Below are 25,768 nucleotides of genomic sequence, written 5' to 3'. Positions count from 1 at the left end.
ATCATGGACGCCCCACCCCAACACCGCCAGCATGCGCAGCAAGGGTGCAGGGGCGCGGACGCACCTTCGTATCAGGGAAAATCAGGACCTGCCATCATGACGGCAGGTTACTTCTTGGGCGCGGCGGATACCGTCGGGGTCGCACCCTGCGTCAGGTTGCGACCCAGAGCCGAATCCTCGCGCAGGCGGGCATTTTCGGCCTTGGCGTTGACAACATTCCCTGCGCCACCCCCATGCCAGAACATCAGGTGATCGACAAAGCTCGTGCCCGCCTTGCCCAGTTCCCCCTTGTCCGGGGCGTTGGAGGCCTCGTTCGCCTCCCCCACCAGCGCGGTCTGTCCGGGGCTGTTATCACCATACGTGCCCTGCAGGGCGACGTTGGGCGACAGGGTTTCCAGCGCCTGCATGCGCGGGTTGGATTCCTGCGCGCGCTGGACCGCGGCACTGCTTGGCGCGCCAAGCTCGTCCGAGGGCGGCATCGACAGCGGCGTGCGCGTGGTTACGGTATATTCGTCGGGCATGCTGCGTTCGAGGCCAAACGCGCGTGAGACGTCCCCACCCGAACAGCCGGTCAGGGAAAGACCACCTGTCGTGACCAGCGCAAGAGTGAGGGTTCGAAAAGCCGTGGATGCCATGATTCGCCTATTACCGCCCATGCAACAGTTAGACAAGCACCGCTTTGACATTCTGTCCTATCCCCTGTCGCGATCGAGAAGATTATCAATAATCAGGATGGCCACGCCACAATCTATCGCCGCATCGGCAAGGTTGAACACCGGCCATGACCACCCGTACGCATGCAGGTGTACAAAATCCACCACGGCCCCGAACTGCAGCCGGTCTATGACATTGCCCACGGCCCCGCCCATGATCGCACCCAGCGCGCCCGCCACCCACGGACGCGGCGTGCGCGACGCCCACAGCCCCAGGAGCACGACAATAAACAGCGCCACGACCGAAAAGATGACCCGACCGGCACTGCCTGCACCGCCCAACATCCCGAAGGTGATGGCATGGTTCCAGACCATGGTGAAATTCAGCCCCGGCAACAGGGCGACACTCTGCCGTCCCGGCAGATCATAACCGTGCAGCATCCAGTGCTTCGTGGCCTGGTCCAGGGCAAGGACCAGACAGAAGAACAGGACCGTCCAGCCCATTTTGCTGGCCCTGCGCCGACGTCGCGGCGTGGGTTCCAACATGCCAGATCCTGACATGACGGACGAACTCACGCCCGGCCCTGCACCACATCGGCACATCGCAGGCACAGTTGCGGATGGGCGGGCACGGTGCCCACTTCCTCCAGCACCTTCCAGCAGCGCGCGCATTTATGCCCCGTCGCCGCACGGATGACCGGGCCGCCATGCGGCGCACCCTGCGCATCGCCGGATGTGTCGAGATAGATCGACGCGCTGCCCGCCTCGATACTTATGTCAACCTGCGACACGATCGCGAGTTCGCACCAGTCCACATCGCCAAAGGCCGTGGCCTCATCCTCTGACAGGGGCAGCGTCACTGCGGCCTGCAGGGAAGATCCGACAACCCCGTCACGACGCGCGGCCTCGATCTCGGTCGTGATGATGCGCCGCACCCCGCGCAGCGTGGCCCAGCGATCCTCCAGCGCGGGCTGGTGCCATTGCGCCGGAATGTCGGGAAAGGGCTGGAGATGGATGCTCTGCGTCGTGCCCGGCCGCGCCAGCCATGCTTCCTCTGCCGTAAAGACCAGCACCGGGGCCAGCCACGCGCACAGGCAGCGATGCAGGTGATCCAGAACCGTGCGCGCGGCGCGGCGCTTCAGGCTGCTGGCCGCATCGCAATAGATCGTATCCTTGCGCACGTCGAAATAGAACGCCGAAAGGTCGGCGGCGCAGAAACCATGCAGCGCGGGATAGACCCCCACCCATTCATGCGTCTCCACCGCGCGCGCCACCAGCCCGCCCAGTTCGCCCAGACGGTGCAGCACCCAGCGTTCGAGTTCGGGCAGGTCGTCATAAGCGACGCGCTCGTCCTCGGCAAAGCCATCCAGCGCACCCAGCAGCCAGCGCAGCGTATTGCGCAGGCGGCGATAAAGCTCGCCCTGCTGTTTGAGGATATCCTTGCCGATGCGCAGGTCTTCGTTGGTGTCGGAGTTCATGACCCACAGGCGCAGAATATCCGCGCCAAGCGAATCATTGACGTCCTGCGGCGCAATGACATTGCCCAGCGACTTGGACATCTTGCGGCCCTGCTCATCAAGGACAAAGCCATTCGTCACCAGCGTGCGGAAGGGCGCGATGCCCTTAGTCCCCACGCTTTCGAGCAGAGAGGACTGGAACCAGCCACGATGCTGGTCCGACCCTTCGAGGTAGACATCCGCAGGAAACGGCATGTCGCCATGGCCCAGCACAAAGGCATGGGTCGATCCGCTTTCGAACCACACATCGACGATATCGAACACCTGTTCGTAATCATCGGGGTTGCGCCCTTCGCCAAGGAAGCGCGACGCGGGCGAGGCATACCACGCGTCCGCGCCCTCGGCCGCGAATGCATCGACCACGCGCTTCATCACGGCGGCATCACGCAGGACCTCGCCCGTGCGCTTCTCCACAAACACGGCGATCGGCACCCCCCAGGCGCGCTGGCGGCTGATGCACCAGTCGGGACGCCCTTCCACCATGGAGGTCAGGCGATTACGCGACTGCGCCGGGACGAACGTCACGTCATCAAGCGCCGCGAGCGCACGCTTGCGCAGCGCCCCTTCGCCATCCATGCGGATGAACCATTGCGGTGTCGCGCGATAGATGATCGGCGCGCGCGAACGCCATGAATGCGGATAGGAATGAACCAGCGTCGCACGCGCCACCAGCCCGGCCGGGGCCTGTCCCTCCTGCGCGGCATGACGCATGACGGCCTCCAGCGCGGTGCAGACCGGCTCCGCCGCCTTAAAGACGTGCTGCCCCGCGAACAGGGGCACCCAGTCGGCATAACGACCGTCATCCATCACCAGTTCGGTGATCTCCAGCCCGTGCTGGCGGCCAAGGTTGAAATCGTCCTCGCCATGCGCGGGGGCGGTATGGACCAGGCCCGTGCCCGCCTCGGTCGTGACATGGTCGCCCGGCAGGACCGGCACGTCGAAATCATACCCCTGACCACGCAGGGGATGGGCGCATACCGCCCCCTTCAGCGCATGACCGGGCAGGGTATAGAGCACATGATGCGCATTGACCCCTGCCGCCTTGCAGAACGGCTCGATCAGGTCTTCCGCCACCAGAACCTTCGATTCCGGTTCCAGCAGGGCGCCATCGGCCACGTCATCCACCCGCACCACGGCATAGGTGATGTCCGGGCCATAGGCGATGGCGCGATTGGCGGGAATGGTCCACGGCGTCGTGGTCCAGATGACCGCCGACACATCTTCAAGCGCATGGGCCGGGGTGGGATCATGGATGACGGGAAAGGCGACATGGATCGCGGTGGATTCATGGTCGCGATATTCGATCTCCGCCTCGGCCAGGGCGGTTTTCTCCACCGGGCTCCACATCACCGGACGCAGGCCGCGATACAGCAGGCCATTGAGCAGGAACCTGCCGATCTCCCCCGCGATTGCCGCCTCGGACGAGAAATCCATCGTGGCGTAACGGCGCGCCCATTCCGCCTGCACGCCAAGGCGGCGGAACTCGGCTGCCTGGATATCCAGCCATTTCTGGGCATAGGCACGGCATTCGGCACGGAACTGCAGGACGGGCACGCTGTCCTTGTCCTGTCCGCGCTTGCGGTATTCTTCCTCGATCTTCCATTCGATCGGCAGGCCGTGACAGTCCCAGCCCGGCACGTAATGGATGCCATAGCCCGACATGCGGTGTGCGCGGTTGATGACGTCCTTGAGGATCTTGTTCAGGGCATGGCCGATATGGAGATGGCCATTGGCATAGGGCGGCCCGTCATGCAGCATGAAGACCTGACGCCCCTGCGCCTGTTCAAGCAGGCTGTCGTCAAGCTTTTGTTCGGCCCAGCGCGCCAGCATCTCGGGCTCCCGCTTCGGCAGGCTGCCGCGCATGGGAAAGGAGGTGGTGGGCAGGAACACCGTCTCCCGATAGAGATCCTGTGGTTTTGACTCGGTCATGACCCTGTTTTCTGACTGCTTGATCCAAAGAAACATGGAGGGACGGGACACGCCCCGTACAACCGCAACGCAACCTTATGGGGAGGGTGCGGGCCTGCGGTCAAGCTTTCGCGACACCGACACGCCCCACCCGTCATGCCCCGCCTGTCGCCAGCAGGTAATCACGCGCGGCCTGCGTATCGCGCGCGATCTGCGCACGCAGGGCGTCAAGCCCGTCGAAACGACGCTCCTCCCGCAGCAGAGTATGCAGCGCAACCGACAGGGTCTGCCCGTACAGGTCCCCGTCGAAATCCAGCAGGTGGACCTCCAGCCGGCTGACCTGCCCGTCATTGATGGTGGGACGTCGCCCGATATTGGCGACACCGGGACAGACACGCCCGTCGCCCATGCGCACACTGACGGCATAAACCCCGCGCGCCGGTTCCAGATGACGGCCCAGTGCGATATTCGCAGTGGGGAAACCCAGCAGGCGCCCGCGCTTGTCCCCATGTTCGACCTGCCCGCGGATCGACCATGCACGGCCGAGTTCGTCCGCAGCGCGTTCGGGATACCCTTCTTGCAGCAGGCGGCGGATACGGGTGGAGGAATATGGCCCCGCCGCATCGCACAATGCAGGCACGACCGTCAGCCCGATACCAAGGTCATGCGCCTCCTGCGCAAGGAAGGCGACATCACCGCGCCTGCGATGGCCGAACGCGAAATCCGCGCCACAGGCGACATGCCGCACCCCAAGGCCCGCATGCAGGACACCGGTTACGAATTCCTCGGCACTCATGGCACTGAATTCAGGGGTGAAGGGAATCTGGAACACGTGCCGCACACCCAGCGCGACAAGCGCTGAGAACCGTTCATCAGGCAGGGTCAGGCGAAAGGGCGGATCCTGCGGGCGGAACAGTTCGCGCGGATGTGGCTCGAACGTCACGACCGCCAGTTCCCCTTCGGGCCGCGCGGCCCGCAACGTGCGCAGCAGGTGGGCATGGCCCAGATGCACCCCGTCAAAATTACCCAGCGCGGCGACCGTACCGCGCGCGGCGGCGGGAATGTCCCGCCAGTCGGTGTGAAGGTGCGCCTTCATGCCGGCACCGGCAGTCCGAACATCCGCCCTGCCGCGATCAGGGTTGCGGCCACCGGGTGCGTGGTGCCCGCACATGTCGCATCCTCGGGCCGCACGATCTGGCAGGTGCGCAGCCCCGCCTGCGCCGCCGCATCCAGTTCGGCCACCACATCGGACAGGAACAGCACGTCGCCCGCCACCCATCCGGCCCGTGCCACGATGTTGGCATAGCTCGACGCCACGCGCTTCCCCCCCATGGCAAGATCGTAGAAGCCGGAAAACAGGTCGGTGACGTCGCCGTCATCCGTATGACCATAAATCAGTTCCTGCGCCGCAACCGAACCGGACGAATAGACCGCAAGCACAACCCCGGCCGCCGCCCACAGACGCAGCACGGGCAGCACATCGGGATAAAGACGCGCACTGAGGTGCCCCGTGCGATAGCCCTGCGCCCATGCCATTCCCTGCAACGCCTTGAGCGGGGCGACCTTCTCGTCACGGTCCATCCAGGCCTCAAGCTGCGCCAGCGGCGGCACACCGGGGGCAAGGCGGGCAATCTCCGCCACCTGCGCGCGGACCTGCGGGTCGTCCGCGTGATCGCGCAGCAATCCCGGCAACGCCTGCCGGGCATAGGGAAACAGCACGTCATGAACGAAGGAGACAGGAATGGTCGTCCCCTCGATATCCAGCAGGGCGACACGCGGTGGCATGAGGGGCGCGATATTGGGCGATACGGGATCAGACGGCAATTTCACACCCTTTATCATCATCGGCGGCGGCAAAACGGGTGGCGATATCATCGCCGGTATACCGTGCGATCCAGCCATCGGGGTTGGTAAAGACCCGCAACGCCACAAAATCGGGAACAGCCCCGCCATCGAACCAGTGGGGGATGCCCGCAGGCACCGAAATCAGGTCCCCCGCCGTGCAGCGCACATTGAACACCCGCCCGTCGGTATGCAGGACGAAATCACCCTGTCCATGCACGAAAAACCGGATCTCGTCCTCGTCATGGATATGTTCGCACAGGAATTTGCGCCGGGTGGCGTCCCACCCCTCGCCCGCGCCATGCATGCTGATGACATCGGCGGACCCCGCGCCCGTTTCCCCCATCAACTGATCGAGATAGGGGCGATATGCCGCCAGCACGTCCGCCGCCGGGGCGGTGCGTGCGGGGGTGACGGGGCTGTCCCACCGTTCGAAACGCACACCGATCGCACGCAGCACCTGCGCGATGCGCGCGGGATCTGTCGTGCGTTCGACCGGGGCGCCGGGCGCATCGTCACGATAAAGCGCAAGGCTGCTCATGGACGGATCTTTCGTTTCTCCAGCTCGCACGCCAGAAGGAATTCGAGCCCCTCCAGCCGGGCAAGGGCCATATCCATGTCATCCCCCCAGACATAGACACCATGCCCACGGATCACATAGCCAAGCGGCATGTCGGGCATGTACGGCGCAATGACGCGGGCAAGGCGTGCGATATCCTGATCATTGTCGAACACCGGCAGGCGCAGGCTGGCCTCATGGGTCTTCTGCCCCTCGAACACCTTGAGCACTTCGTAACCCGCAAGGGTGATCGAATCCCCCGCCAGCATCGACAACACGGTGGAGGCCACGGAATGCCCGTGCAGGACAGCCCCGGTACGGGGCGAGGCTGCATAGACCTGGCAATGCAGCAGGGTTTCGGCGCTGGGCCGGTCACCTGCATGCACGGGCGCGCCATCGGCCGTGACCTCGATCACACCATGGGGGGTCAACATGCCCTTGTGCCCGCCCGAACGCGTGATCGCGATCAGCCCGTCAGGCAGGCGGCGGCTGATGTTCCCCGCCGTTGCCGGCACCCAGCCAAAGCGGTCCATGCGACGGCCGGCTGCGATGATCTCACTGACAGCGACCGCGCGCGGGTCGGAAGAAATAACCTTGTCCATCGAACCTTCACGCAATTTCGCGACTCACCACGTCACGCGATGCCCCCGCCCTGCGGGATGGCGTCGCGCGTTTTCATTTCACGTTCTGGCCCGACGGCTGCCCGCTTTCGCTGAAGCTTGCGTCGCGCTGTGGCGTGGCCGGACCTGAAATATGGCCGCCCGCGCCCTGCTGCGGCGGGGTGACGGGTTCATCGTCAGCCATGTTCTTCTTGAACGACTTGATACCGCGCGCCATGTCGCCCATCAGCGAGCTGATCTTGCCCCCGCCCCCGAACAGCACGAGCACGACCGCAAGAACGATCAGCCAATGTCCCCAGCTCAAGCTACCCATAACATCCTCGATTCCCGCGTCACCGACGCAAAAGCTGTTTTTCCCGTGACCCATGCCGCCATGGCATGCGCCAGGCACGTCCCCCCATCACATGAGGGCACGAACCCGTCCATGCAAGCATTGCCTCGCCGCTTTTGCGCCGCGCGATACCATATCGGCCCCGCCCCCGCGCATTACCTGAGCGGCAGAATGAAACCATATGCAGGATAGACACTTTTCCCCATGCCGTGAATGGGGCTCCACCAGACCTGCACCCGCGACCAGTCGTTGCGAGTCGAAACATCAATGACCGGGTCCGCCCGCCCGATGCGGCCGGGCACCCAGTTCGCCTGCTCCACAACGACCTCCCGCGGGCCACGGACGGACCGCACGACCGCGACATGCCCGTCAGGCAGCCGCCCCGTCGCGCGCAGCACCAGCACCGCGCCCGCGCGTGGGGCATGGGTGCGTGGATACTGCCCCGACGCCTGCGCCCACCAGCTTGCGGCCGCGCCACGCAGGTTCACGCCCGTCACCTGCCGGGCATAGGGCGCGCACTGCAACGCGCCATGCCAGCTTCCGCTGCCACTGCCGCCACCTGCGCATCCGCCAACCACCGGCAGCACAGCCACCGCAAGGACACGCCCCAAACGCAGCAACATTCGCGTCCCACGCCCGCCATCACACGTCATGCGGATTTCATGCGCCATATGCGTTCCTCCGCCTCCTGCGCGTCCATGCCCAGCGCGCGACAGGCAATATCGCGCGAAAATCCTGATCGCGCCATCGCCTCCATCGCGCGGCGGTCACGCATGGTGGCTTCGTCATCGGTGCAGTCGGGGCTGATGAAGGGACCGGCCCGGCGCTTGCGCACGAATACCAGCGCCGCGGCCAGTTCGGTTTCATGCGCGCCCTCACCACGGGTGCCCAGCGTCTCTTCCATCGCCTGCGCCACCACCGATGCCGCCACGCCACGCGCCTGCAGGTGCGCGCCCACCGCGCGACGCGACCGCCCCGCCCGCGTCAGGGAACGGGCGCGCGATTCGCTGAAGCGCGCATCATCGACCGCCCCAAGCGCCTGCATATCCGCAATGACGGCGGCAATGTCGGGTGCGGCGGCGGCGATGTGCTGCGTCACCAGCGACGGTTCCATGCCTTCCGCCTCCGCACGGCGGCCCCAGCGTTGCAGCACACGGCCCAGCATACGTTCCATGCCCGCGATGGTGGTGGCAAAGCGCGCGACATGGGCCAGCGCCGCCGCACGCAACGCCGCACGGTCGGGCGCGGGACCTGCCGGGGTGGGACGACGCGGCTCGCGCGCCACGCGCCGGGCGTGACGTGGGGACTTGCGCCGGGGGGGCGTGTCGGGGTCTGTCATGACCTGCACTGTGCCATACCTTCCCCGCCCAAGGCGATATGCCACGGCAATCCGCCGTCCCGCGGCGCGATACACATCCTGACATACAAGCGTGGGGCAATCTGTCACCCACACGCGATACGCAGCCGTGGACCATAACCTGCCCCCACTCCCGCACCACATAACACATGCCCGATAACACGTGCCCGTGGGTCATTGGCCTGTGGACATGACTTGAGGCCCCAGGGATATGGCAGGCCCTGATATGGCAGGCCGTGCCGGACTCCGTGGTTGCATTCATGTCATTTGGGCAATATTCTTTCCTATTCCGCGCGGCGTGGCGCGACCTGCATCCGGCAGGCCCCATGCCCACGGAAAGCATGAACGCGGCAAAGGCCCACCCCTGGCGGCGTGGGCTTTTCACGTTTTTCGCAAATGATTTTTCAATCCAAGCAACAGAAAACCACAAGGCAATTCCATGATTCCCGCCCTGATGCCGACATACAATCGCGCCGACCTCGCTTTCGAGCGGGGCGAAGGCGCCTGGCTGTACGCGGCGGACGGACGACGATTCTTGGATTTCGGGGCGGGGATCGCAACCTCCTCGCTGGGGCATAACAACCCCCACCTTGTCGCCGCCATCGCACAGCAGGCGGCACGGGTGATGCACGTCTCCAACCTGTACCGCATCCCGCAGGCCGAAAGGCTGGCCGAGCGACTCGTCGCGGCCAGCTTTGCCGACAGCGCCTTTTTCTGCAATTCCGGCGCCGAAGCAAACGAAGGCATGATCAAGATGATCCGCCGCGCACAGGCCAAGAGCGGCCATCCCGAGCGCGTGCGCATCATCTGTTTTAACGGCGCGTTCCACGGCCGCACGCTTGCGACGCTGGCGGCGACGGGCAATGCGAAATACCTCGACGGGTTCGGGCCAGTGGTGGACGGTTTCGACCATGTGCCGATGAACAACATGAACGCCGTACGCGCCGCCATCACGGCCGAAACGGCAGGCATCATGATCGAACCCATACAGGGCGAAAGCGGCGTCAACCCCGCCGATCCACGCTTTTTGCGGGAACTGCGCACCGCATGTGACGAATACGGCCTGTTCCTTGGCATGGATGAGGTGCAGTGCGGCATGGGCCGAACGGGCAAGCTGTTCGCGCATGAATGGTCGGGCATCACGCCAGACGTCATGTCCACGGCCAAGGGGATTGCCGGCGGCTTCCCCATGGGGGCGATCCTGGCGGTGGAAGACGTCGCCCGCCACCTGACAGCCGGCAGCCATGGCACGACATTCGGCGGCAATCCGCTGGCATGTGCCGCGGCGAACGCGGTCCTTGATGTCATCCTCGCCCCTGGTTTCCTTGATCAGGTGAATGCGCGTGGGAAAATGCTGTCGAAGGAATTCGACACCCTTGTCGCGCAATATCCCGACATTTTCGCCAGCCATCGCGGCCTTGGCCTGATGATCGGCCTGCACTGCGTGGCCCCAGTGGGCGTGGTACAGGACGCGGCAATGCATGAAGGTCTGCTCAGCGTCACGGCGGGGGGCAATGTCCTGCGCCTTGTTCCGCCCCTTACGATTACCGGGGAGGAATGCCGCATAGCAGGCGACATGCTGGCCCGCGCGGCGGTGCGCGCACGCGCCCACATGGCCGCCCAGACGGAGGACGTGGCATGAACGCGCTGTCCACCAACGCACCGAACCGGGCACAGCCGCGCCATTTCCTCGACCTGCGTGACCTCGATGCGGCCACCCTTCGCGCGATCCTTGACGTGGCGGCGGGTATCAAGCGCATGCAGCATGGGCGGGCGCGCCCGCTGCACCCACGCCTGCCGCTGCATGGGCGGATGCTGGGGCTTATGCTGTCCAAGCCCTCCACCCGCACGCGCGTCTCGTTCGAAGTCGGGATGCGCCAGCTTGGCGGTGATGTGATCCTGCTGTCGCCCGGTGACATGCAACTGGGCCGCGGGGAAAGCATCGCCGACACGGCGCGCGTGCTGTCACGTTTTGTCGATGCGCTGGTCCTGCGTACGGGCCGGACGCAAAACCTGCGCGAACTTGCGAAATGGAGCAGCGTGCCCGTCATCAACGGCCTGACACCGGATTCCCATCCGGTGCAGATCCTGGCCGACATCATGACGTTCGAGGAACATCGTGGTCCGATCACGGGACGGACGCTGGCATGGGTGGGGGATGGCAACAATGTCGCCACTTCCTTCATCGAGGCCGCAGCCCTGTTCGGCTTTCGCCTGCGCCTTGCCACGCCGCCGACGCACCTGCCCTGCACGCGCGCGGTGGAATGGGCACGTGCACAGGGTGCGGACATCACGGTGGGCACGGATGCCATGACGGCGGTGGCCGGGGCGGATGCGGTCATTACCGATACATGGGTCAGCATGTCCGACAATGCATCGGAACAGCGGGCGCATGCGTTCGAACCCTATCGCGTGGATGCCGCACTGATGGCACGCGCGGCCCCCGATGCCCTTTTCCTGCACTGCCTGCCTGCCCATATAGGCGAGGAAGTTACCGCTGACGTCTTCGACGGCCCCAATTCCGTGGTCTTCGACGAAGCGGAAAACCGCCTGCACGCACAAAAAGGCCTGCTGGTCTGGGCCCTGTGTGGCGATGACTGGCAGAGCTTTGGAAAGGAAACGCCCTGACATGACCGGCCCCGCGCAACAGCCCACCCTGCCCAGCACGACCGAAGATACCGCCAGCGTTCCCGGCTGGGTGGAAAAAAGTGTCAATGACATTTTCGCGGCCCTGCCGGGCGCGGGGCCGCAACTTGACGCCCTGCGCGATTCCTACCTCGACTGCCTTGCCGGGGCGGGACGCGGGCAGGATCTCGATGCGGAACATGACACCTGCCGTCTGGCGCTGCTCGATCAGGTGACGCAGGGCAAGCTGCTTGATACCGCGACAACGCAGGTCCTGACCCAGCGCCTTGAGGCGCTGGAGGCGGACATTACCGCCAACCTGTGATGCACGGTGCGCACAAGGATGTATGCAGGGGGGTATATGCAGGGGGCTGCATACGGGGATAAGGGGCACCATCCCGTGTCCCCATCAGCACCCGGCACCCATGACGCCATGCCTGCCGGGGCTGCGTGCATGACGGTCACATTGCGTCGTGATCGCCATGCCTCTGGTCATATGCCTCTGGTCCTATGTTCCTGCCTTCATGCTTTCCGATCGTGCGCTTTCCCGCCATGCGCCCTTCCTGTCATGCCTGCCGAGATCTGACGTCATATGATTGATACACCTGCCTTCCTTGACACCAACCGTCCCGACACCCCCAACCTGGTGGTGGAACAGGGGGTTGTGCCCTTCTACCTTGCCAGCCGTCCGGTACGTGGCCGCCTTGTGCGACCGGGCGTACTGACGGACACGCTGCTGACGCGCCATGACAACCCCGACGTGGTTCTGCGTCTGGCGGGCGAGGCACTGGCCCTGGTGGCGGGTCTGGCCTCAGCACTGAAATTCAGGGGATCGTTTTCACTTCAGGCGAAAGGTGACGGACCGATCTCGCTGCTGGTGGCGGACTGCACCGATGCGGGTGCATTGCGTTTCCATGTCAGGTCCGACGATGAAAAAGTCGCGGCCCTGCTGCGCGATCATCCCCATCCCACGGCGGCGCAACTGCTGGGGGGCGGCTATCTTGCCTTCAGCGTGGATCAGGGGCCGGATACCGACATCCATCAGGGCATCGTGGAAATCAGGGGAGAGAGCCTGTCGGACATGGCAGCGCACTACTTCACCACCAGCGAACAGCATGCCTGCTGGGTGCGCCTTTACTGTCACAAGGGGGATGCGGGATGGCGTGCGGGCGCACTGATCCTTGAACGCATCGCGACGGAAGGGGGGCATACCTCCGACGATGCCCCCGAAGATGGCGACGATGCGTGGGAGACAGCGACGACGCTGGCCTCCACCCTGACGGAGGCGGAAATCCTGAACGACAGCCTGTCGTCGGAGACGCTGCTTTATCGCCTGTTCCACAGCGAAGACCCGTGCATCGGCCACCCCCGCGCCCTGGCGTTCGGTTGCCGGTGCAGCCGCGCACGGCTTGCGGGTATCCTCGAAACCTTCCCGACCGACGACCTTGATCACATGGCCGAAGACGGGACGATCACCATGAACTGCTCCTTTTGCAACCATGCCTTCCACTTCCAGCGCGAAGAAGTCGGGCGCGACGCCGCATAGGCACGGGTCGCGCCGCACTTCGCTGTCGCGCGGATGGCGGAATGTGGCATGGTAGATGACGTTTCAACATGACCAGTCGCGCATCCGGACATGGACCGGGGCGCCAGAGCTTTTCCGGGAAATCCGTTCATGCATCCGCACTGCCTGTCCCTCCCCCGCATGTCCCGCATCACCCGGCCCGCGCGCATGCTGCGCCTGATGGCGCTGGGCCTGCCGCTTGTCATGCTTGGCGCATGCCATAGCGACCAGCAGCAGCCCACCATGACCTTCACGCCACTCAGCTACAGCAGCCTTGCGCCGCTGCCGCTGAATGTCGCCAGCATTTCCGTGGTGGACCGGGGACAGCCCGGAATGGTGCCCGGCGACCTGTCGGGTCGCGCGCCCACACCGCCGGATCAGGCGCTCAAGCAGATGGCGCATGACCGCCTGATCGCATCGGGCACCGGCGGACATGGCGTGTTCACCATCGACCGTGCCTCCATCCTGCATGAACCGGGTGGTATCCTTGACGGACAGATGAACGTCCACCTTGACGTCGTATCCGCCGATGGTCAGCGCAGGGGATATGCCGTGGCGCAGGTCACACGTTCCTTTGACCCGGGAACGCGCAAGGACGGCAATACCGATACGGCGTCCAACCTGTATGATCTGGTCAACCAGATGATGCAGGACATGAACCGGGAACTGGAAACGCAGATCCGCAATAACCTTGGCAACTGGCTGACAACTGCCCCGGTCACGGGCGCGGTGTCGGAACAGTCGCTGGATGGTGCATCCGCCCCCGTCGCAACACAGACCGTCACCATGCCGATGCCCAACACGACATCGAACACATCCATCCCAACCGTGACCACGACACCTGCCGCCACGACACCGGCGGCCACCACATCCGCCCCCCCGGCCGCCGCAAGCGAAGGGCCGGATGCGATCTTCCCCGACGGATATTCATCCGACACAGCCACCACCACGAAACCTGCGCGCCAGCTTTCCCCGAAACCCGGGTACCTGACCCTGCCCGCAGGCAGCAGCGGTAATTGAGCCGTAATCACGGCTCCGGGCTGACCTACGGCCCCAGCAATGTTTCAAAGGGCGTCACCAACATGAAAAAGGCGACGCCCCAATTCCTGTGCATTGCACAGATGACCTGAAAGCAGACATTGATAAGAAAAGCATTGATAGACCCGGCTCAATGGGCGATTTTAACTGTGAATTATTCGCAAATACACCGTATACTTAAATAACAATACAACAGACGGAAAGTTTTTTATTTCTTGAAAACGGGTTATTTTTGAAAAAAAATCTTATGATGTGGCTGTAAATAAATTTATTTACTCAACATTATTAATATATACCGCCATTCACGGTGAAGGCCGGATAGGTTGTTTTGGTTTCTCACTCGCAATTTATGGTCATGAGGTTGGGGATATTTGCCTCCAGCCTCATGAGATTTGATCCCAACGAATCTTTATTTTCTGCCAAAACTACTCAAACCGCTTTTTGCGTCAGACTTGATAACATACTGAAATCATAAAGGTTTTTGGTGAAGCTTTTTCCAAAAAGCTTCAGAAGACGCCGCCTTTTTGAAAAAAGGCGGCACCCAAAAACTTTTCTTGTTTTCTATCAATGATTTGCTTCCCAACAATCTCTCAAGATAGATGCGGATTTTCCCCAATACGCATGACGTTTTGCAAAACATGCCTCGCCACGACGTCCTGATGACTGCGCGATATTGCCCGCGATGTCTTCAGGCACTGGCGTCTCGACGATGGGCGGGAAGGTCTTCTTCCCGCCCGTTTTTCATTGCGCGCCGATCGTATGCAGCACCAATCCCGGCGTCAGGACCTGCGGCAGGACGACACCATCCCCATGCGCGGGATAATAGACATATAGCGGCACGCCATCACGCCCATGATCGTGCAGGAACGCACTGATTGCCGCATCACGCCCGGTCCAGTCGCCCTTCATGTACACCACCCCCTGCCGGGCAAAGGCATCGCGCACCCGCTGCGGTGACAGGGCAACACGTTCATTCACCAGGCACGAAATGCACCATGCCGCCGTCATGTCGATAAAGACGGGACGTCCCTGCGCACGCAACGCATCCAGCCGCGCCTGTGAAAAAGCTTCGACCCCATCGGCGGGATGTGCGGCGCCGCTCCCGCCGCCCTGCGGCGCAAGCGCGGGGGGCACCATCGTGACGCCCCCAACCGCAAGCGCCACGGCAAGCAGCGCCCCCCCCCGGCAGAACAGGACCATACCATCACGCCCCCCCCGACCGGCCATCACCATGTCCTGTGCCTGCCGCACAAGCCAGGCCGCGAATGCGACAAGTACCATTCCCCCCGCCAGCAGAGGCACCGCAACCTGCCCGCCCTGCAACGTTGCAACCCATGCCAGCCAGACGCATGTCGCCAGCATGGGAAAGGCCAGCGCCTGACGCACGATTTCCATCCATGCCCCCGGTCGCGGCAGCCGCCGCACCAACCCCGGCACCGTCGCAAGCAGCAGGTACGGTGCGGCAAGGCCCAGCCCCATGGCGACAAAGATCGCAATCCCCGCTACCGGCGACGCCGACAACGCACCCGCGATGGCCGCCCCCATGAATGGGGCCGTGCATGGCGTCGCCACCACAACCGCCAATACCCCGGTCAGGACATCGCCCATATGTCCCGACAGCCGTCCCGCGCCACCAAGGGCCGCAATCCCGGTGCCAAAGGAAAAGACCCCCAACAGGTTGAGCGAAATGGCGAACAGCAGCCAGCACATCAGCATGACGAACGTGACTGACTGAAACTGGAAACCCCATCCCACCGAATCCCCGGCCATGCGCAGCCCCACGATCAGCGCACCGAGCACGACAAAGGCCACGACAATCCCCGCCGCATACAGCGCCGCCCCGACCAGCGCCGCGCGCCGTTCCCCCTGCGCCATGCGTTCAAGCGACAGGATCTTCATCGCCAGCACCGGAAAGACACAAGGCATCAGATTCAGGATCATGCCCCCCGCAAACGCCAGCGCCAGCAGGCGCGCCAGCCAGACAACACGTCCCCCATGCGCCGTCCCCACCATCAGGGACGGACCGCCCGGATGCGCCGTAACCGCCAATGCCTGTTCCCGTCCCGATACGTCGCGGATCACCACGATGCCCGGCAATGCCGCATCACGATGGAACCCGTCCGTCACCTTCAGCCCCAGTTGCAGCAGGCCATCACGCACATGCAGTACCTGCGGTGCGTCATGGTCGATCTGCCCCGGCTGTTCGGGCATAAACCACGCATCACGCACCATCGCAGGCGACAGCCCCTCCCCCGACAGCGAAAGCGTGCCATCGGGTGCGATCGCCGCAGCAAAGGGCGACGCCACGGGACGCTGCGCCGCGGCACGCGCAAATAGCGGCGCCTGGGGCGAGGGATAAAGCGGCGCACGTGGCAGGGTCATTGTAAACTGCGCATGTTCGGGCACGCACACCGTGGCGCAGACCAGCCAGTCGGCCGTGGCCTCCACCACCATGTCCGTGCCCTCTTTCACCTCCTGCGGTTGCAGGCGCACCGGCAGCACGACATCACCGGTATAGGCATAGGACATCAGCGGCCCGTCACGCAGCCGTTGCGGAACGGGCCATTCAATTGGCCCCCCCTCTCCCACCGCACCGCCCGAGGCATGCACCGCCAGCGTCACCGCCTCCCCCGCGTCACCGGGATTGAGCCAGTAGGTGTGCCATCCGGGGGCGAGTTGCAGGCGCAGGCCGAAATGCATGTCCTGTCCCGGCATGAAGCTGTCGCTGTCGCTCAACAGCGTCGCCGTGCCATGCGGGCCAGATACCGATGTGCTTTGCGCCGCATGCGCGGGACACGACAGGGCGGGAAGCAGGACAGGAACAAGACCTGTCATGACGCACAGGGCGGACAGGAACAAGACGAACGGTAAGCGCAGGATTGCCAAGCAGGGATACTCCGTCAGCATAAATCGGGGGCGCGCCACGTGGGGACCACGGGACAGGCGCGATCATCATAGACCGTGCGAATTATAATGAGGATGATAATCCTGTCTCCACCCACCTGCCCGAAAACCCTGTCATCCCGGCACCGGGTCATCATAACGCCTGCCATAACGCCTGGTCATTGCCGCACAGGGCGTACGCGCGCCATAAAGCATGCCATGACGTCCGATCCCTCCCCCCAGCACCCGCTTTTCCCTGCCGGCCTGTTCGCGTCCGGCCCTTCTGCCGCGGAGGGCCTGCCCGTGGCGGAGGCGCTGCCCCGCCTGCGTGCCGCGTTGCATGACGGGGCGAACGCGGTGCTGGTGGCCCCGCCCGGCGCGGGCAAGACGACGCTGGTGCCGCTGGCACTGCTTGCGGCCCCATGGCGCGGGGATCGGCGTATCGTGATGCTTGAACCCCGCCGCCTGGCCGCGCGCGCCGCCGCACGGCGGATGGCCACCCTGGTGGGGGAGGAACCCGGCGGTCTGGTCGGATATCGCACGCGGCTGGATGGCGCCGCCTCCGCCGCCACACGAATCGAGGTCGTGACAGAAGGATTGCTGGTGCGCCGCCTGCTGTCGGACCCGACGCTCGATGGGGTGGCGTGCGTTATCTTTGATGAAATCCATGAACGCTCCGTCGATGCGGATGCGGCCCTTGCCTTCTGCCTTGACCTGCAACGTGAACTGCGGCCTGACCTGCGGCTGGTGGCGATGTCGGCCACGACCGACGCCGCAACCCTGTCACAACGGATGGACGCACCCGTCATCGACAGCGCGGGGCGGATGTTTCCCGTCGATATCCGCCACGCCCGCCACGACATTCCCCACCAACGCGACCTGCCCGATGCCATGGCGCGCGCCATCCGCGCCGCACTGGCGGAGGAAGAAGGCAATATCCTCGCCTTCCTGCCCGGCGTGGGCGAGATCCGTCGCACACAGGCCGCCCTGAGCACGTCCGGTGCGCAGGCGGGGGTGGAAATCCTGCCGTTATATGGCGAACTGCCGCCTGCGGAGCAGGATTACGTCCTGTCCGCCGAAGGCGGGCGGGCGCGCCGGGTCATCCTGTCCACCTCCATCGCGGAAACATCTCTGACGGTGCCGGGGGTGCGCATCGTCATTGATGGTGGATTCCGCCGCACGCCACGCCTTGATGTCGGCACGGGCCTGACGAAGCTGGAGACGGCGCGCATCTCCCGCGCGGCTGCGACACAGCGCGCCGGTCGCGCGGGACGCGAAGCCCCCGGAATCGCGATCCGCCTGTGGAGCGAGACGACCACCCGCGCCATGCCCCCCCATGACCGGCCCGAGATCATGGAGGCCGAACTGACGGGCCTGCGGCTGGATACGGCGGCATGGCAGGCGGCGATGGGCACCATGCCCGCTGCGCTGCCCTTTGCCGATACGCCCCCCAACGGCGCGTTCGAGGCCGCGCGCGGCCTGCTTGAAGCGCTCGGCGCGCTGTCGGCGGATGGGCAGATTACGCAGGCGGGTGTGCAGATGGCGCAACTGGGCGCGCATCCGCGCCTTGCTGCGATGATGCTGGCCGCGCGGACACCGGATGAAGCCGCACTGGCTGCTGACCTTGCGGCCCTGCTGGAGGAACGCGACCCGCTGCGCCCACGCCCGTCGGGCCGGGGGCCGGGCGGTACCACCATCCCGCCCGCCGATATCCGCCTGCGCCTTGACCTGATCGCCGGGGGCGAACATCCCGCCGCCGACCGTGGCGCCCTGTCACGCATCCGCCAGGCCGCGCGACAATATCGCCGCCGCATGGGAATCGGACGCGACGTGGAAGCACGGGGAGACTGCGCGGCGCTGCTTGCGGCGGCCTTTCCCGACCGTATCGCCCAACGACGCGGGGATATCGGCTCCTTCCGCCTGTCGGGCGGGGGCAGCGCGCGTATGGGCAAGACAGACACCCTTGCCACCCTGCCCCTGCTGGCGGTGGCGGGACTGCATGTGCGCACCGCATGCGAAATCCGCCTTGCGGCGCCACTCGACCCCGATAACCTGCCCGACAGCGTCCTTGCACGTGCGCATGAACAGGTGGAAACCACCATTGACCCGGCCACCGGCGGTGTCATGGCACGACGCAGGCTGCGGCTGGGGGCATTGGTGTTGCGCGACCGAACGGTCACGGCAGACGCGGCGGAGGTGGCAGACCTGCTGCTGCGTCAGGTTGGACAGAACCTGGCCGCCGCGTTTGAATGGACCGACGCATGCCGGCAGTTACAGGCGCGTGTCGCCCTGGCGCGCGGGGAACTGGGGCGCAGCGACCTGCCCGACATTTCCGACCCTGCCCTTGCGGCGGACGTAGGCGCGTGGCTTGGCGCATGGGTGGGCGGCATGTCACGGATGAGCGAAATCCGCGCCCTTGACCTGATGGCGGTGCTGCGCGCGATGATTGCGCACGACGCCCTGCGCTGGCTGGACCGGACGCTGCCGCCTGCGCTTGACCTGCCCGGGGGACGGGTGGGGATTGATTACCTCCAGCCCGTACCACTCGCTTCCGCGCGGGCACAGACCTTCTATGGCCTGTGCGAGACGCCGAAGCTGGCGGATGGTCGTATCGGGCTGCGGATCGCGCTGCTGTCCCCTGCCGGGCGGCCACAGGCGATCACCGCCGACCTTGCCGGGTTCTGGGCCGGATCATGGGCGGACATGCGCCGTGACATGCGCGGGCGCTATCCCCGCCATGACTGGCCTGAGGACCCGGCACACGCACAGCCATCGCAACGCCCGGCGCGACGCGGCGCATGAGGCGGGCGTGTGTCAGGAACATGCCGCAAAAACATGCGCGACAAATACGTACGAAGGGCGCGTAAGCAGGAAACGCATCATCAGGACAAAGGGACAGGGCGATACGGGAAGCCCGGACATGGGGAGCCTGACACTGGGAACGTAATACTGGGAACGTGACAGGGGGAGCACCACAGGGGGAGGGAACGTGACATGAACGCCTCAGTGGACAATGATTTGTCACCGCGTCGCCACACATCATGGCATTGCCTTTTTTTTCGCCTATCATCACAGCGACATGAGCAATTGTGCTCTTTTCGACCCCTTACGGATGCACATGGCCCGCCGTCTTTCCCGCCTGTATGCCATCATGCCGCTGACGCTGGCCTATGCCCTGCCGCCCTGCCCTGGTGGCGCGTGGGCACAGGCAGGCGTGGCCACGCCGCCTGCTGCCACATCGCCTGGCACCACATCGTCTGGCACCACATCGTCTGGCGCATCACCCACCGCATCGCCATTCGCCCCGGCCATGCCCCCGGTGGTCTCGTCCGGTCCCCTGACGTTCGCGCCACTGGTGCGGCTGGTGGGCCCGGCGGTCGTCAATATCGCCGTGACGCAGGACGTGCATGGCCAGCGCAACGGGCAACGCGTACTGCCAAGTGTGCGCGGCACCCCGTTCGAGCATAAATTCCGCGAACGCATGCGCTCCCACGGGGAGGAGATGCTGGGCGCGGGATCGGGATTCGTGATCGACCCGGACGGGGTCATTGTCACCAACACGCATGTCGTGGGCGATGCCGACCATATTACCGTCTCACTCGCCAACGGGACCGAACTGCCCGCCCACCTGATCGGCAGTGACGACCTGACGGACATCGCCGTCATCAAGGTCCAGCCACCACATCCCCTGCCCTTCGTCCGGTGGGGCGATAGCAGGCTGGTCAATATCGGTGACTGGATCATGGCGGCGGGCAACCCGTTCGGGCTGGGCTCGTCGGTGACGGCGGGCATCGTTTCCGCCCGGGGACGCGATATCGGCACCAGTCCGTTCGATGATTTCCTTCAGCTTGACGCCCCGATCAATCCCGGCAATTCCGGCGGCCCGTCCTTTAACCTGAGCGGACAGGTGGTCGCGCTGAATACGGCCATCGTCTCCCCCACGGGCGGGTCGGTGGGGATTGGTTTTGGCATCCCGTCGGAAATCGTCGCCCCGATCGTCGAGGAACTGCGTCGCAACGGGCATATTGATCGCGGCTGGCTTGGCGTGACACTGACCGATGGGGGCGACACCCATGTGACGGGGGTGGAAATCGTGGGCATCGACCATGGTGGCCCGGCGATGAAGGCGGGGCTTCATATCGGCGATTACATCACCGCCGTAAATGATGAACCCATCGACAGTTCACGCATGCTGATCCGTTCCGTCGCGGCAAAGCGCCCGGCCTCTACCGTCATGCTGCATATCCGCCGCCGCCATGAAACATTGAGCATCCCGGCCAATGTCGGTTTCCGCCCCGACGACACGGATGACTGATGCGCGGGACGGTTCGGGCTATCCCCGCCTATCCCACCGCGGGAATGAGGGCGGGAGGGGTTTCAAGCATCTGCTTGAGCTGCACCAGCGGATCGGATGCCGGCCTGCCGCCGTCATGAATGCTGACCCTGACATCTGGCGCGCGCGGCACGCCGGGGGGATCATCCATGACCGATATGCCCGGCGGCAATTCCCCCACCATGCGAAAGCTTACCCCCAGCCCGGCCCGCACGGCCGCCCATAGGGCCGCGACACTGCGCCCGGTAAAGACGATCCGCCAGGGAATGCCAGCCGCCTCCAGCCGATCAATCGCCCCCTGCCGGAAACGGCATGGGGCCGGCAGGACCACCAGGTCAACCATCTCCATCCTTTTGAAACACAGGCCGTCCCCCCCGATCCAACGCTGTGGCAACGTGCGCCAGGGTAGGGCATCCGCACGGCCATCCCCCCCAAAGGTCAGCACAAGATCCAGCACGCCACGATCCAGCGCATCGAGCAGGGCGCTGGCCCGATCGACGCTTGCCTCAAGCAGAACCTGCGGATATGCGCGCCGGAACAGCGCCAGAGTTTCGGGAAGCCATGTCTCGGCAAAATCCCCAACCACGCCCAGCCGCGCCTGCCCCGCCAGCGCGTGCCCACGCAATGCGGCCATGGCCTCGTCATTCAACGCCAGCAGGCGACGGGCATAGGCAAACAATGTCTCCCCCGCCGGTGTCAGCACAAGCCGACGCCCATGACGCCGCACCAGTGGCTGCCCGACCTGGCATTCAAGCTTACGCAGTTGCTGGCTGACGGCGGATTGCGAGCGGTTCAGGAGTTCGGCTGCACGGTTGAAACCGCCATATTCCTGCGCCGCGACAAAGCTGCGCAGGCAGTCGAGGTCAAAATGCGTGGGCATGGACACTTTCGTTTTCCTGAACTGAAACTTCAGAACAAGTCGTTATTCAAAACCATCGCTAGGCCCTAGGGATCATTACGGTCAAGGCGCGAACAACCGGGACCATCATGCGACATCATTTATGAAGGCATTCCAGACCATGATAAAATCCGTATTCCTCCCGGCGGTACTGGTCATGTTCTCCGGCAGCGCGGCTCTGGCCGCCTCGCCTCTTATGGGCACATGGACCCTGACCAAAGCGGATACGCTTTACCCGGATGGGCATCGTGTCCACGGTTTTGGCGATCCCCCGCAGGGGCGGATGATGGTGGACGCCAGCGGACATTACATGATCGAGATTTATCATCCGGCAGCAACACCGTTTGCATCTGGCACCAAGGCAACCGGTACACCGGCCGAATTCCGCGATGCCATGCTGCGCAACAGCGTGCATTACGGCACCGTCACGCTTGATCCCGCGTCCCATCACATCGTGTTTGATGTCGAACGCTCGGTCTTCCCGAACTGGGAGGGACAGCGGCAGTTGCGCGATTACACCCTGAACGGCACCCTGCTGAGCTATCAGGTGCCTGCATCGGCCACAGGGGACAGGACCATTGCGATTTCGGAATGGAAACGCCTGCCGGAGTGAGCCGAGGGGAAAATGCGGGCCTGCGCCGTGGCATCTGGGGCAGACACCTCATGCAGGCCCGCATCGAAGTGGCACGACCGGATGACGAATCGCAGGACATCGCGCTGTGGCGATCGTGCAATCTCGTGACGCAGCCCAATGATCCAGGGATGGATTTCCGGTTCGCACTGCCAGTGCGCCATGTCTTGCGTTCTGGTTTCAGGGGATGCCACAGGACAGGTCTTCGGAAGCGTCAGGGTCGGCCATGGCGGCAACCGGGACTGGCGCTCCTCCGTGGCCGCAACAGCGGAAGGGGACGAAAGCATCGGGCACGCGGTGGGTGAGGCCGGCGCACACTGGCTGCGCGCACCATGTGCCCGGGGGGCAGATCATGCTTCGCCCCCAAACCATGGTGCCCCCTTTTATGCACATATCGGCCATGAAGGCATGTCACGTGTCCCCATGGGCAAATGGCGCCTGCGGGCCGCGCTGATCTGGCAACGACGTCAGCAACACGCGTGCTGGTCCTCCCTGTCCACGGTCCATGCACCAACGCCCCGAACGAACAGAAACAGGACAGCAACAGATAAAGGGCAGGCGCGCCCCTTAACGCCATGGCCACCACTGCACATGTAACATCGGTAATGTCCGCGCGTCGCATCGGCTCTGGCCTTGTCGCGCGACGGGCGTAGAATGACATTCGAACTGCCGATCAGTGAGGTAATGTGCATATTCTTGTGGTGGAAGACGATCCGACGGTTCGCAATTTCGTGGCCAAGGGCCTGCGCGAGGCAGGACACCTGACCGAACTGACCGATAACGGCAAGGACGGCCTGTTCCTTGCGGTGAGCGAGAAATTCGACCTTATCATCCTTGACCGTATGCTGCCGGGCGGGATTGACGGCCTGCGCCTGCTGGAGACGATCCGCGCGCAGAACAACGCGACCCCCGTGCTGCTGCTGTCCGCGCTGGCGGATGTGGATGACCGCGTGCAGGGGCTGAAGGCAGGGGGCGACGATTACGTGACCAAGCCCTTTGCCTTCAGCGAACTCCTGGCGCGGGTAGAGGCGCTGGGACGGCGCGGACGCACCGAACAGGCGCCACAGACCAAGCTGGTGGTGGCGGATCTGGAAATCGACCTGCTGTCACGCACCGTTCGCCGTGCGGGGCAGAAGATCGACCTGCAACCACGTGAATTCCGGCTGCTGGAATACCTGACCCGCCATGCGGGACAGGTGGTGACGCGCACCATGCTGCTCGAAGGGGTGTGGGATTACCATTTCGACCCGCAGACCAACGTGATCGACGTCCATGTCTCGCGCCTGCGACAGAAGGTGGACAAGCCATTTGGCATGCCGCTGATCCATACCATCCGCAATGCGGGATACATGCTGCGTGCGGAATGACGTCCCCACCGGCAGAGGACGGCACCATACACGGCAGCACAACGCGCAATGGCCCAACGCGTGAAGGACCTGCCCCTGCATGAAGGCGCGCCGCGCAGGCCACGGCTGCGTGCGCTGCGTTCCGCCAGCCTGCGCTTTTCACTGGCGTACGGGGTGCTGTTTGCGCTGTCGTCCATCCTGTTCATGCTGTTCATCTGGTGGGGGACGATCGGCTTCCTTGAACGTCAGGTCGAAACGGCGATCAATGCCGATGCCCGCGCCCTTGTCGATCGCTGGGTCCTGGGCGGGGTGCCAACCCTTGCCCTGACGATCGAGGACCGGCTGGAACAGAACCTCGACGATGACGCGGTGTATATGGTGATCGACCCGGAGGGGAATTACCTTGCGGGCAACGTCTCCACCTGGCCGGCAAAGGTGCAGTACACCGATCGGTGGTATTCCCTGCCCGATACGCGCGCGGGCCTGCGGGGATTGGCCGAAATCCATGCCTATCGCCTGCCGGGCACGGAACTCACCCATACGGCGGGCCAACTGGACAGCGGCTATCGCCTGCTGGTGGGGCGCGACATGCGCGCACGCTCCATCCTGCGGCGGTTGCTGACCGATTCCCTGCTGTGGGCGTGGATCATGGTCACGCTGCTTGCCGTCAGCGGCGCGATGCTGGTGCATCGCATCTTCCGCCGCATGGTCAAGACCGTGGCACGCACGACATCGGCCATCGCCCATGGCGACCTGAACCGCCGCATGCCGCTGGTGGGCAATGGGGACGAGATGGACCAGGTGGCCGAGGCCATCAATGAGATGCTTGACCGGATCGTACGCCTGATGGATGGCGTGCGCGAAGTCTCCAACTCCATCGCCCATGACCTGCGCACCCCCATCACCCGCGCCCGCACACAGTTGGAGGACGCGGCCCTGCATGCGCAGGATGCCGACGAACTGCGGGCTGCGATCGAACGCGCGGTCGGCAACCTCGACAACATCACCGCCGTGTTCGAAGCCCTGTTGCGGATCGCACAGATTGAAACTGGCGCGCGTCGCTCCGCCTTTGCCACGTTCGACCTGCGCCCCGTCCTGTTCGATGTCGCAGAGCTGTACGAAGCGGTGGCGGAGGATCATGGAATCCGCCTCGCACTCGACATGGATGACGTGCTGCCCTTTTATGGCGACCGTTCCCTGATCCAGCAGGCTGTGGCGAACCTGCTGGACAACGCCATCAAGTTTTCGCCCGAACATTCGACCGTACACCTTGCCGCACGGCTTTCCCCCCTTGTCGCACGACGCACCGTCACCCCCGCCGGGGGGGCGATGCTGACGGTGGAAATACGTGACGAAGGCATCGGCATGACAGACGAAGACATGGCGCGCGCAACCGAACGTTTCTTTCGCGCGGAAAAGGCACGCAACACGCCGGGGTCGGGCCTCGGGCTCGCCATGGTACGTGCCATCGTACAGTTGCATGGCGGGGATATCCACCTTGCGACACATAATCCCGGCCTGTCGGTACGTCTGCACCTGCCGGTGGCGTCCTCCGCCCTGGCGGAATATGGATATGATCCGTTCGATGAGGACATGCCAGACATGACGCGAACTTCACAATTCTCCCATCAGCACGACACCAACAGTAGCGTATTATAGCATC

At 64.3% G+C, this 25,768-nt stretch carries 23 protein-coding genes; 10 read left to right on the top strand and 13 right to left on the bottom strand.

The window, feature by feature from the left end; genetic code table 11:
- Nucleotides 1–107 precede the first annotated feature (107 nt).
- The 10 genes from FYB92_RS05690 to FYB92_RS05645 all read right to left on the bottom strand — a co-directional run bounded on the left by FYB92_RS05690 (nucleotide 108) and on the right by FYB92_RS05645 (nucleotide 8,769).
- Nucleotides 108–635, bottom strand: a complete 528-nt coding sequence (locus FYB92_RS05690; RefSeq protein ID WP_003622294.1) for a DUF3035 domain-containing protein — start codon at nucleotides 633–635, stop codon at nucleotides 108–110.
- Nucleotides 636–692: 57 nt separating this feature from the next.
- A complete protein-coding gene (gene lspA / locus FYB92_RS05685) occupies nucleotides 693–1,199 on the bottom strand; it encodes a signal peptidase II (protein ID WP_003622291.1) in 507 nt (168 codons plus the stop codon).
- Nucleotides 1,200–1,225: 26 nt separating this feature from the next.
- Nucleotides 1,226–4,099 carry an isoleucine--tRNA ligase gene (gene ileS / locus FYB92_RS05680; RefSeq protein WP_062809378.1) on the bottom strand — a complete coding sequence of 958 codons (2,874 nt, stop codon included), beginning with the start codon at nucleotides 4,097–4,099 and terminating at the stop codon, nucleotides 1,226–1,228.
- A gap of 133 nt (nucleotides 4,100–4,232) precedes the next feature.
- On the bottom strand, nucleotides 4,233–5,174 hold the full coding sequence (locus tag FYB92_RS05675; RefSeq protein ID WP_003622287.1) for a bifunctional riboflavin kinase/FAD synthetase: 942 nt from the start codon (nucleotides 5,172–5,174) through the stop codon (nucleotides 4,233–4,235).
- Nucleotides 5,171–5,863, bottom strand: a complete 693-nt coding sequence (mtnC, locus tag FYB92_RS05670) for an acireductone synthase (protein ID WP_040513027.1) — start codon at nucleotides 5,861–5,863, stop codon at nucleotides 5,171–5,173. Before mtnC ends, FYB92_RS05675 begins: the two co-directional genes overlap by 4 nt.
- Before the next feature lie 28 nt (nucleotides 5,864–5,891).
- Nucleotides 5,892–6,461: an acireductone dioxygenase gene (locus FYB92_RS05665; protein ID WP_062809379.1), complete on the bottom strand. Its 570-nt coding sequence runs from the start codon at nucleotides 6,459–6,461 to the stop codon at nucleotides 5,892–5,894.
- The gene (locus tag FYB92_RS05660; protein ID WP_062809986.1) at nucleotides 6,458–7,081 is read right to left on the bottom strand and encodes a methylthioribulose 1-phosphate dehydratase; all 624 of its coding nucleotides are present in this window, start codon (nucleotides 7,079–7,081) and stop codon (nucleotides 6,458–6,460) included. Before FYB92_RS05660 ends, FYB92_RS05665 begins: the two co-directional genes overlap by 4 nt.
- 73 nt (nucleotides 7,082–7,154) lie before the next feature.
- Nucleotides 7,155–7,412 carry a twin-arginine translocase TatA/TatE family subunit gene (locus tag FYB92_RS05655; RefSeq protein WP_040513023.1) on the bottom strand — a complete coding sequence of 86 codons (258 nt, stop codon included), beginning with the start codon at nucleotides 7,410–7,412 and terminating at the stop codon, nucleotides 7,155–7,157.
- Nucleotides 7,413–7,585: 173 nt separating this feature from the next.
- Nucleotides 7,586–8,053: a CHAP domain-containing protein gene (locus FYB92_RS05650; protein WP_040513019.1), complete on the bottom strand. Its 468-nt coding sequence runs from the start codon at nucleotides 8,051–8,053 to the stop codon at nucleotides 7,586–7,588.
- Nucleotides 8,054–8,079: 26 nt separating this feature from the next.
- Complete coding sequence (locus FYB92_RS05645) at nucleotides 8,080–8,769, bottom strand: regulatory protein RecX (protein WP_048859369.1); 690 nt, start codon at nucleotides 8,767–8,769, stop codon at nucleotides 8,080–8,082.
- 457 nt (nucleotides 8,770–9,226) lie between these two features.
- Here FYB92_RS05645 and FYB92_RS05640 point away from each other — a divergent pair, with 457 nt between their 5' ends.
- From FYB92_RS05640 to FYB92_RS05620, 5 genes are all read left to right on the top strand, one after another.
- Nucleotides 9,227–10,429, top strand: coding sequence for an aspartate aminotransferase family protein (locus FYB92_RS05640; protein ID WP_332828336.1), 1,203 nt, complete (start codon nucleotides 9,227–9,229; stop codon nucleotides 10,427–10,429).
- Entirely contained in the window at nucleotides 10,426–11,415 is a 990-nt protein-coding gene (gene argF, locus FYB92_RS05635) for an ornithine carbamoyltransferase (RefSeq protein ID WP_003622272.1), read from the top strand. Before FYB92_RS05640 ends, argF begins: the two co-directional genes overlap by 4 nt.
- A 1-nt stretch (nucleotide 11,416) precedes the next feature.
- Nucleotides 11,417–11,737 carry a hypothetical protein gene (locus FYB92_RS05630; RefSeq protein ID WP_332828335.1) on the top strand — a complete coding sequence of 107 codons (321 nt, stop codon included), beginning with the start codon at nucleotides 11,417–11,419 and terminating at the stop codon, nucleotides 11,735–11,737.
- 267 nt (nucleotides 11,738–12,004) lie between these two features.
- Nucleotides 12,005–12,958, top strand: coding sequence for an Hsp33 family molecular chaperone HslO (locus FYB92_RS05625; protein WP_003622266.1), 954 nt, complete (start codon nucleotides 12,005–12,007; stop codon nucleotides 12,956–12,958).
- Between the two features lie 129 nt (nucleotides 12,959–13,087).
- Complete coding sequence (locus tag FYB92_RS05620; protein WP_332828334.1) at nucleotides 13,088–13,996, top strand: hypothetical protein; 909 nt, start codon at nucleotides 13,088–13,090, stop codon at nucleotides 13,994–13,996.
- A gap of 759 nt (nucleotides 13,997–14,755) precedes the next feature.
- Here the strand turns inward: FYB92_RS05620 and FYB92_RS05615 are convergent.
- Nucleotides 14,756–16,921 carry a protein-disulfide reductase DsbD domain-containing protein gene (locus tag FYB92_RS05615; RefSeq protein WP_332828333.1) on the bottom strand — a complete coding sequence of 722 codons (2,166 nt, stop codon included), beginning with the start codon at nucleotides 16,919–16,921 and terminating at the stop codon, nucleotides 14,756–14,758.
- A gap of 195 nt (nucleotides 16,922–17,116) precedes the next feature.
- Between FYB92_RS05615 and hrpB the strand changes: the two genes are divergently transcribed.
- The gene (gene hrpB, locus FYB92_RS05610) at nucleotides 17,117–19,699 is read left to right on the top strand and encodes an ATP-dependent helicase HrpB (protein ID WP_332828332.1); all 2,583 of its coding nucleotides are present in this window, start codon (nucleotides 17,117–17,119) and stop codon (nucleotides 19,697–19,699) included.
- Nucleotides 19,700–20,015: 316 nt separating this feature from the next.
- Nucleotides 20,016–21,212: a S1C family serine protease gene (locus FYB92_RS05605; protein WP_081378603.1), complete on the top strand. Its 1,197-nt coding sequence runs from the start codon at nucleotides 20,016–20,018 to the stop codon at nucleotides 21,210–21,212.
- Nucleotides 21,213–21,240: 28 nt separating this feature from the next.
- Here FYB92_RS05605 and FYB92_RS05600 read toward each other — a convergent pair whose 3' ends face one another.
- Nucleotides 21,241–22,110 carry a LysR substrate-binding domain-containing protein gene (locus FYB92_RS05600; RefSeq protein ID WP_003622253.1) on the bottom strand — a complete coding sequence of 290 codons (870 nt, stop codon included), beginning with the start codon at nucleotides 22,108–22,110 and terminating at the stop codon, nucleotides 21,241–21,243.
- A gap of 139 nt (nucleotides 22,111–22,249) precedes the next feature.
- On the opposite strand from FYB92_RS05600, the gene FYB92_RS05595 reads away from it, so the two are divergent.
- Nucleotides 22,250–22,741: a lipocalin-like domain-containing protein gene (locus tag FYB92_RS05595; protein ID WP_159107965.1), complete on the top strand. Its 492-nt coding sequence runs from the start codon at nucleotides 22,250–22,252 to the stop codon at nucleotides 22,739–22,741.
- Here FYB92_RS05595 and FYB92_RS05590 read toward each other — a convergent pair.
- Nucleotides 22,672–23,046, bottom strand: a complete 375-nt coding sequence (locus tag FYB92_RS05590) for a hypothetical protein (protein WP_332828331.1) — start codon at nucleotides 23,044–23,046, stop codon at nucleotides 22,672–22,674. The two genes, FYB92_RS05595 and FYB92_RS05590, sit on opposite strands and share 70 nt — an antisense overlap.
- 399 nt (nucleotides 23,047–23,445) lie before the next feature.
- Here FYB92_RS05590 and FYB92_RS05585 point away from each other — a divergent pair, with 399 nt between their 5' ends.
- Together FYB92_RS05585 and FYB92_RS05580 are read left to right on the top strand one after the other, a co-directional pair.
- Nucleotides 23,446–24,126 carry a response regulator transcription factor gene (locus tag FYB92_RS05585; RefSeq protein WP_003622250.1) on the top strand — a complete coding sequence of 227 codons (681 nt, stop codon included), beginning with the start codon at nucleotides 23,446–23,448 and terminating at the stop codon, nucleotides 24,124–24,126.
- 48 nt (nucleotides 24,127–24,174) lie between these two features.
- A complete protein-coding gene (locus FYB92_RS05580; RefSeq protein WP_003622248.1) occupies nucleotides 24,175–25,764 on the top strand; it encodes a HAMP domain-containing sensor histidine kinase in 1,590 nt (529 codons plus the stop codon).
- Nucleotides 25,765–25,768: the final 4 nt, after the last annotated feature.

This window comes from Novacetimonas sp. GS1, from assembly GCF_036686925.1.
Taxonomy (GTDB): Bacteria; Pseudomonadota; Alphaproteobacteria; order Acetobacterales; family Acetobacteraceae; genus Novacetimonas; species Novacetimonas hansenii.
This window is presented reverse-complemented; position numbering and strand designations above follow the sequence as displayed.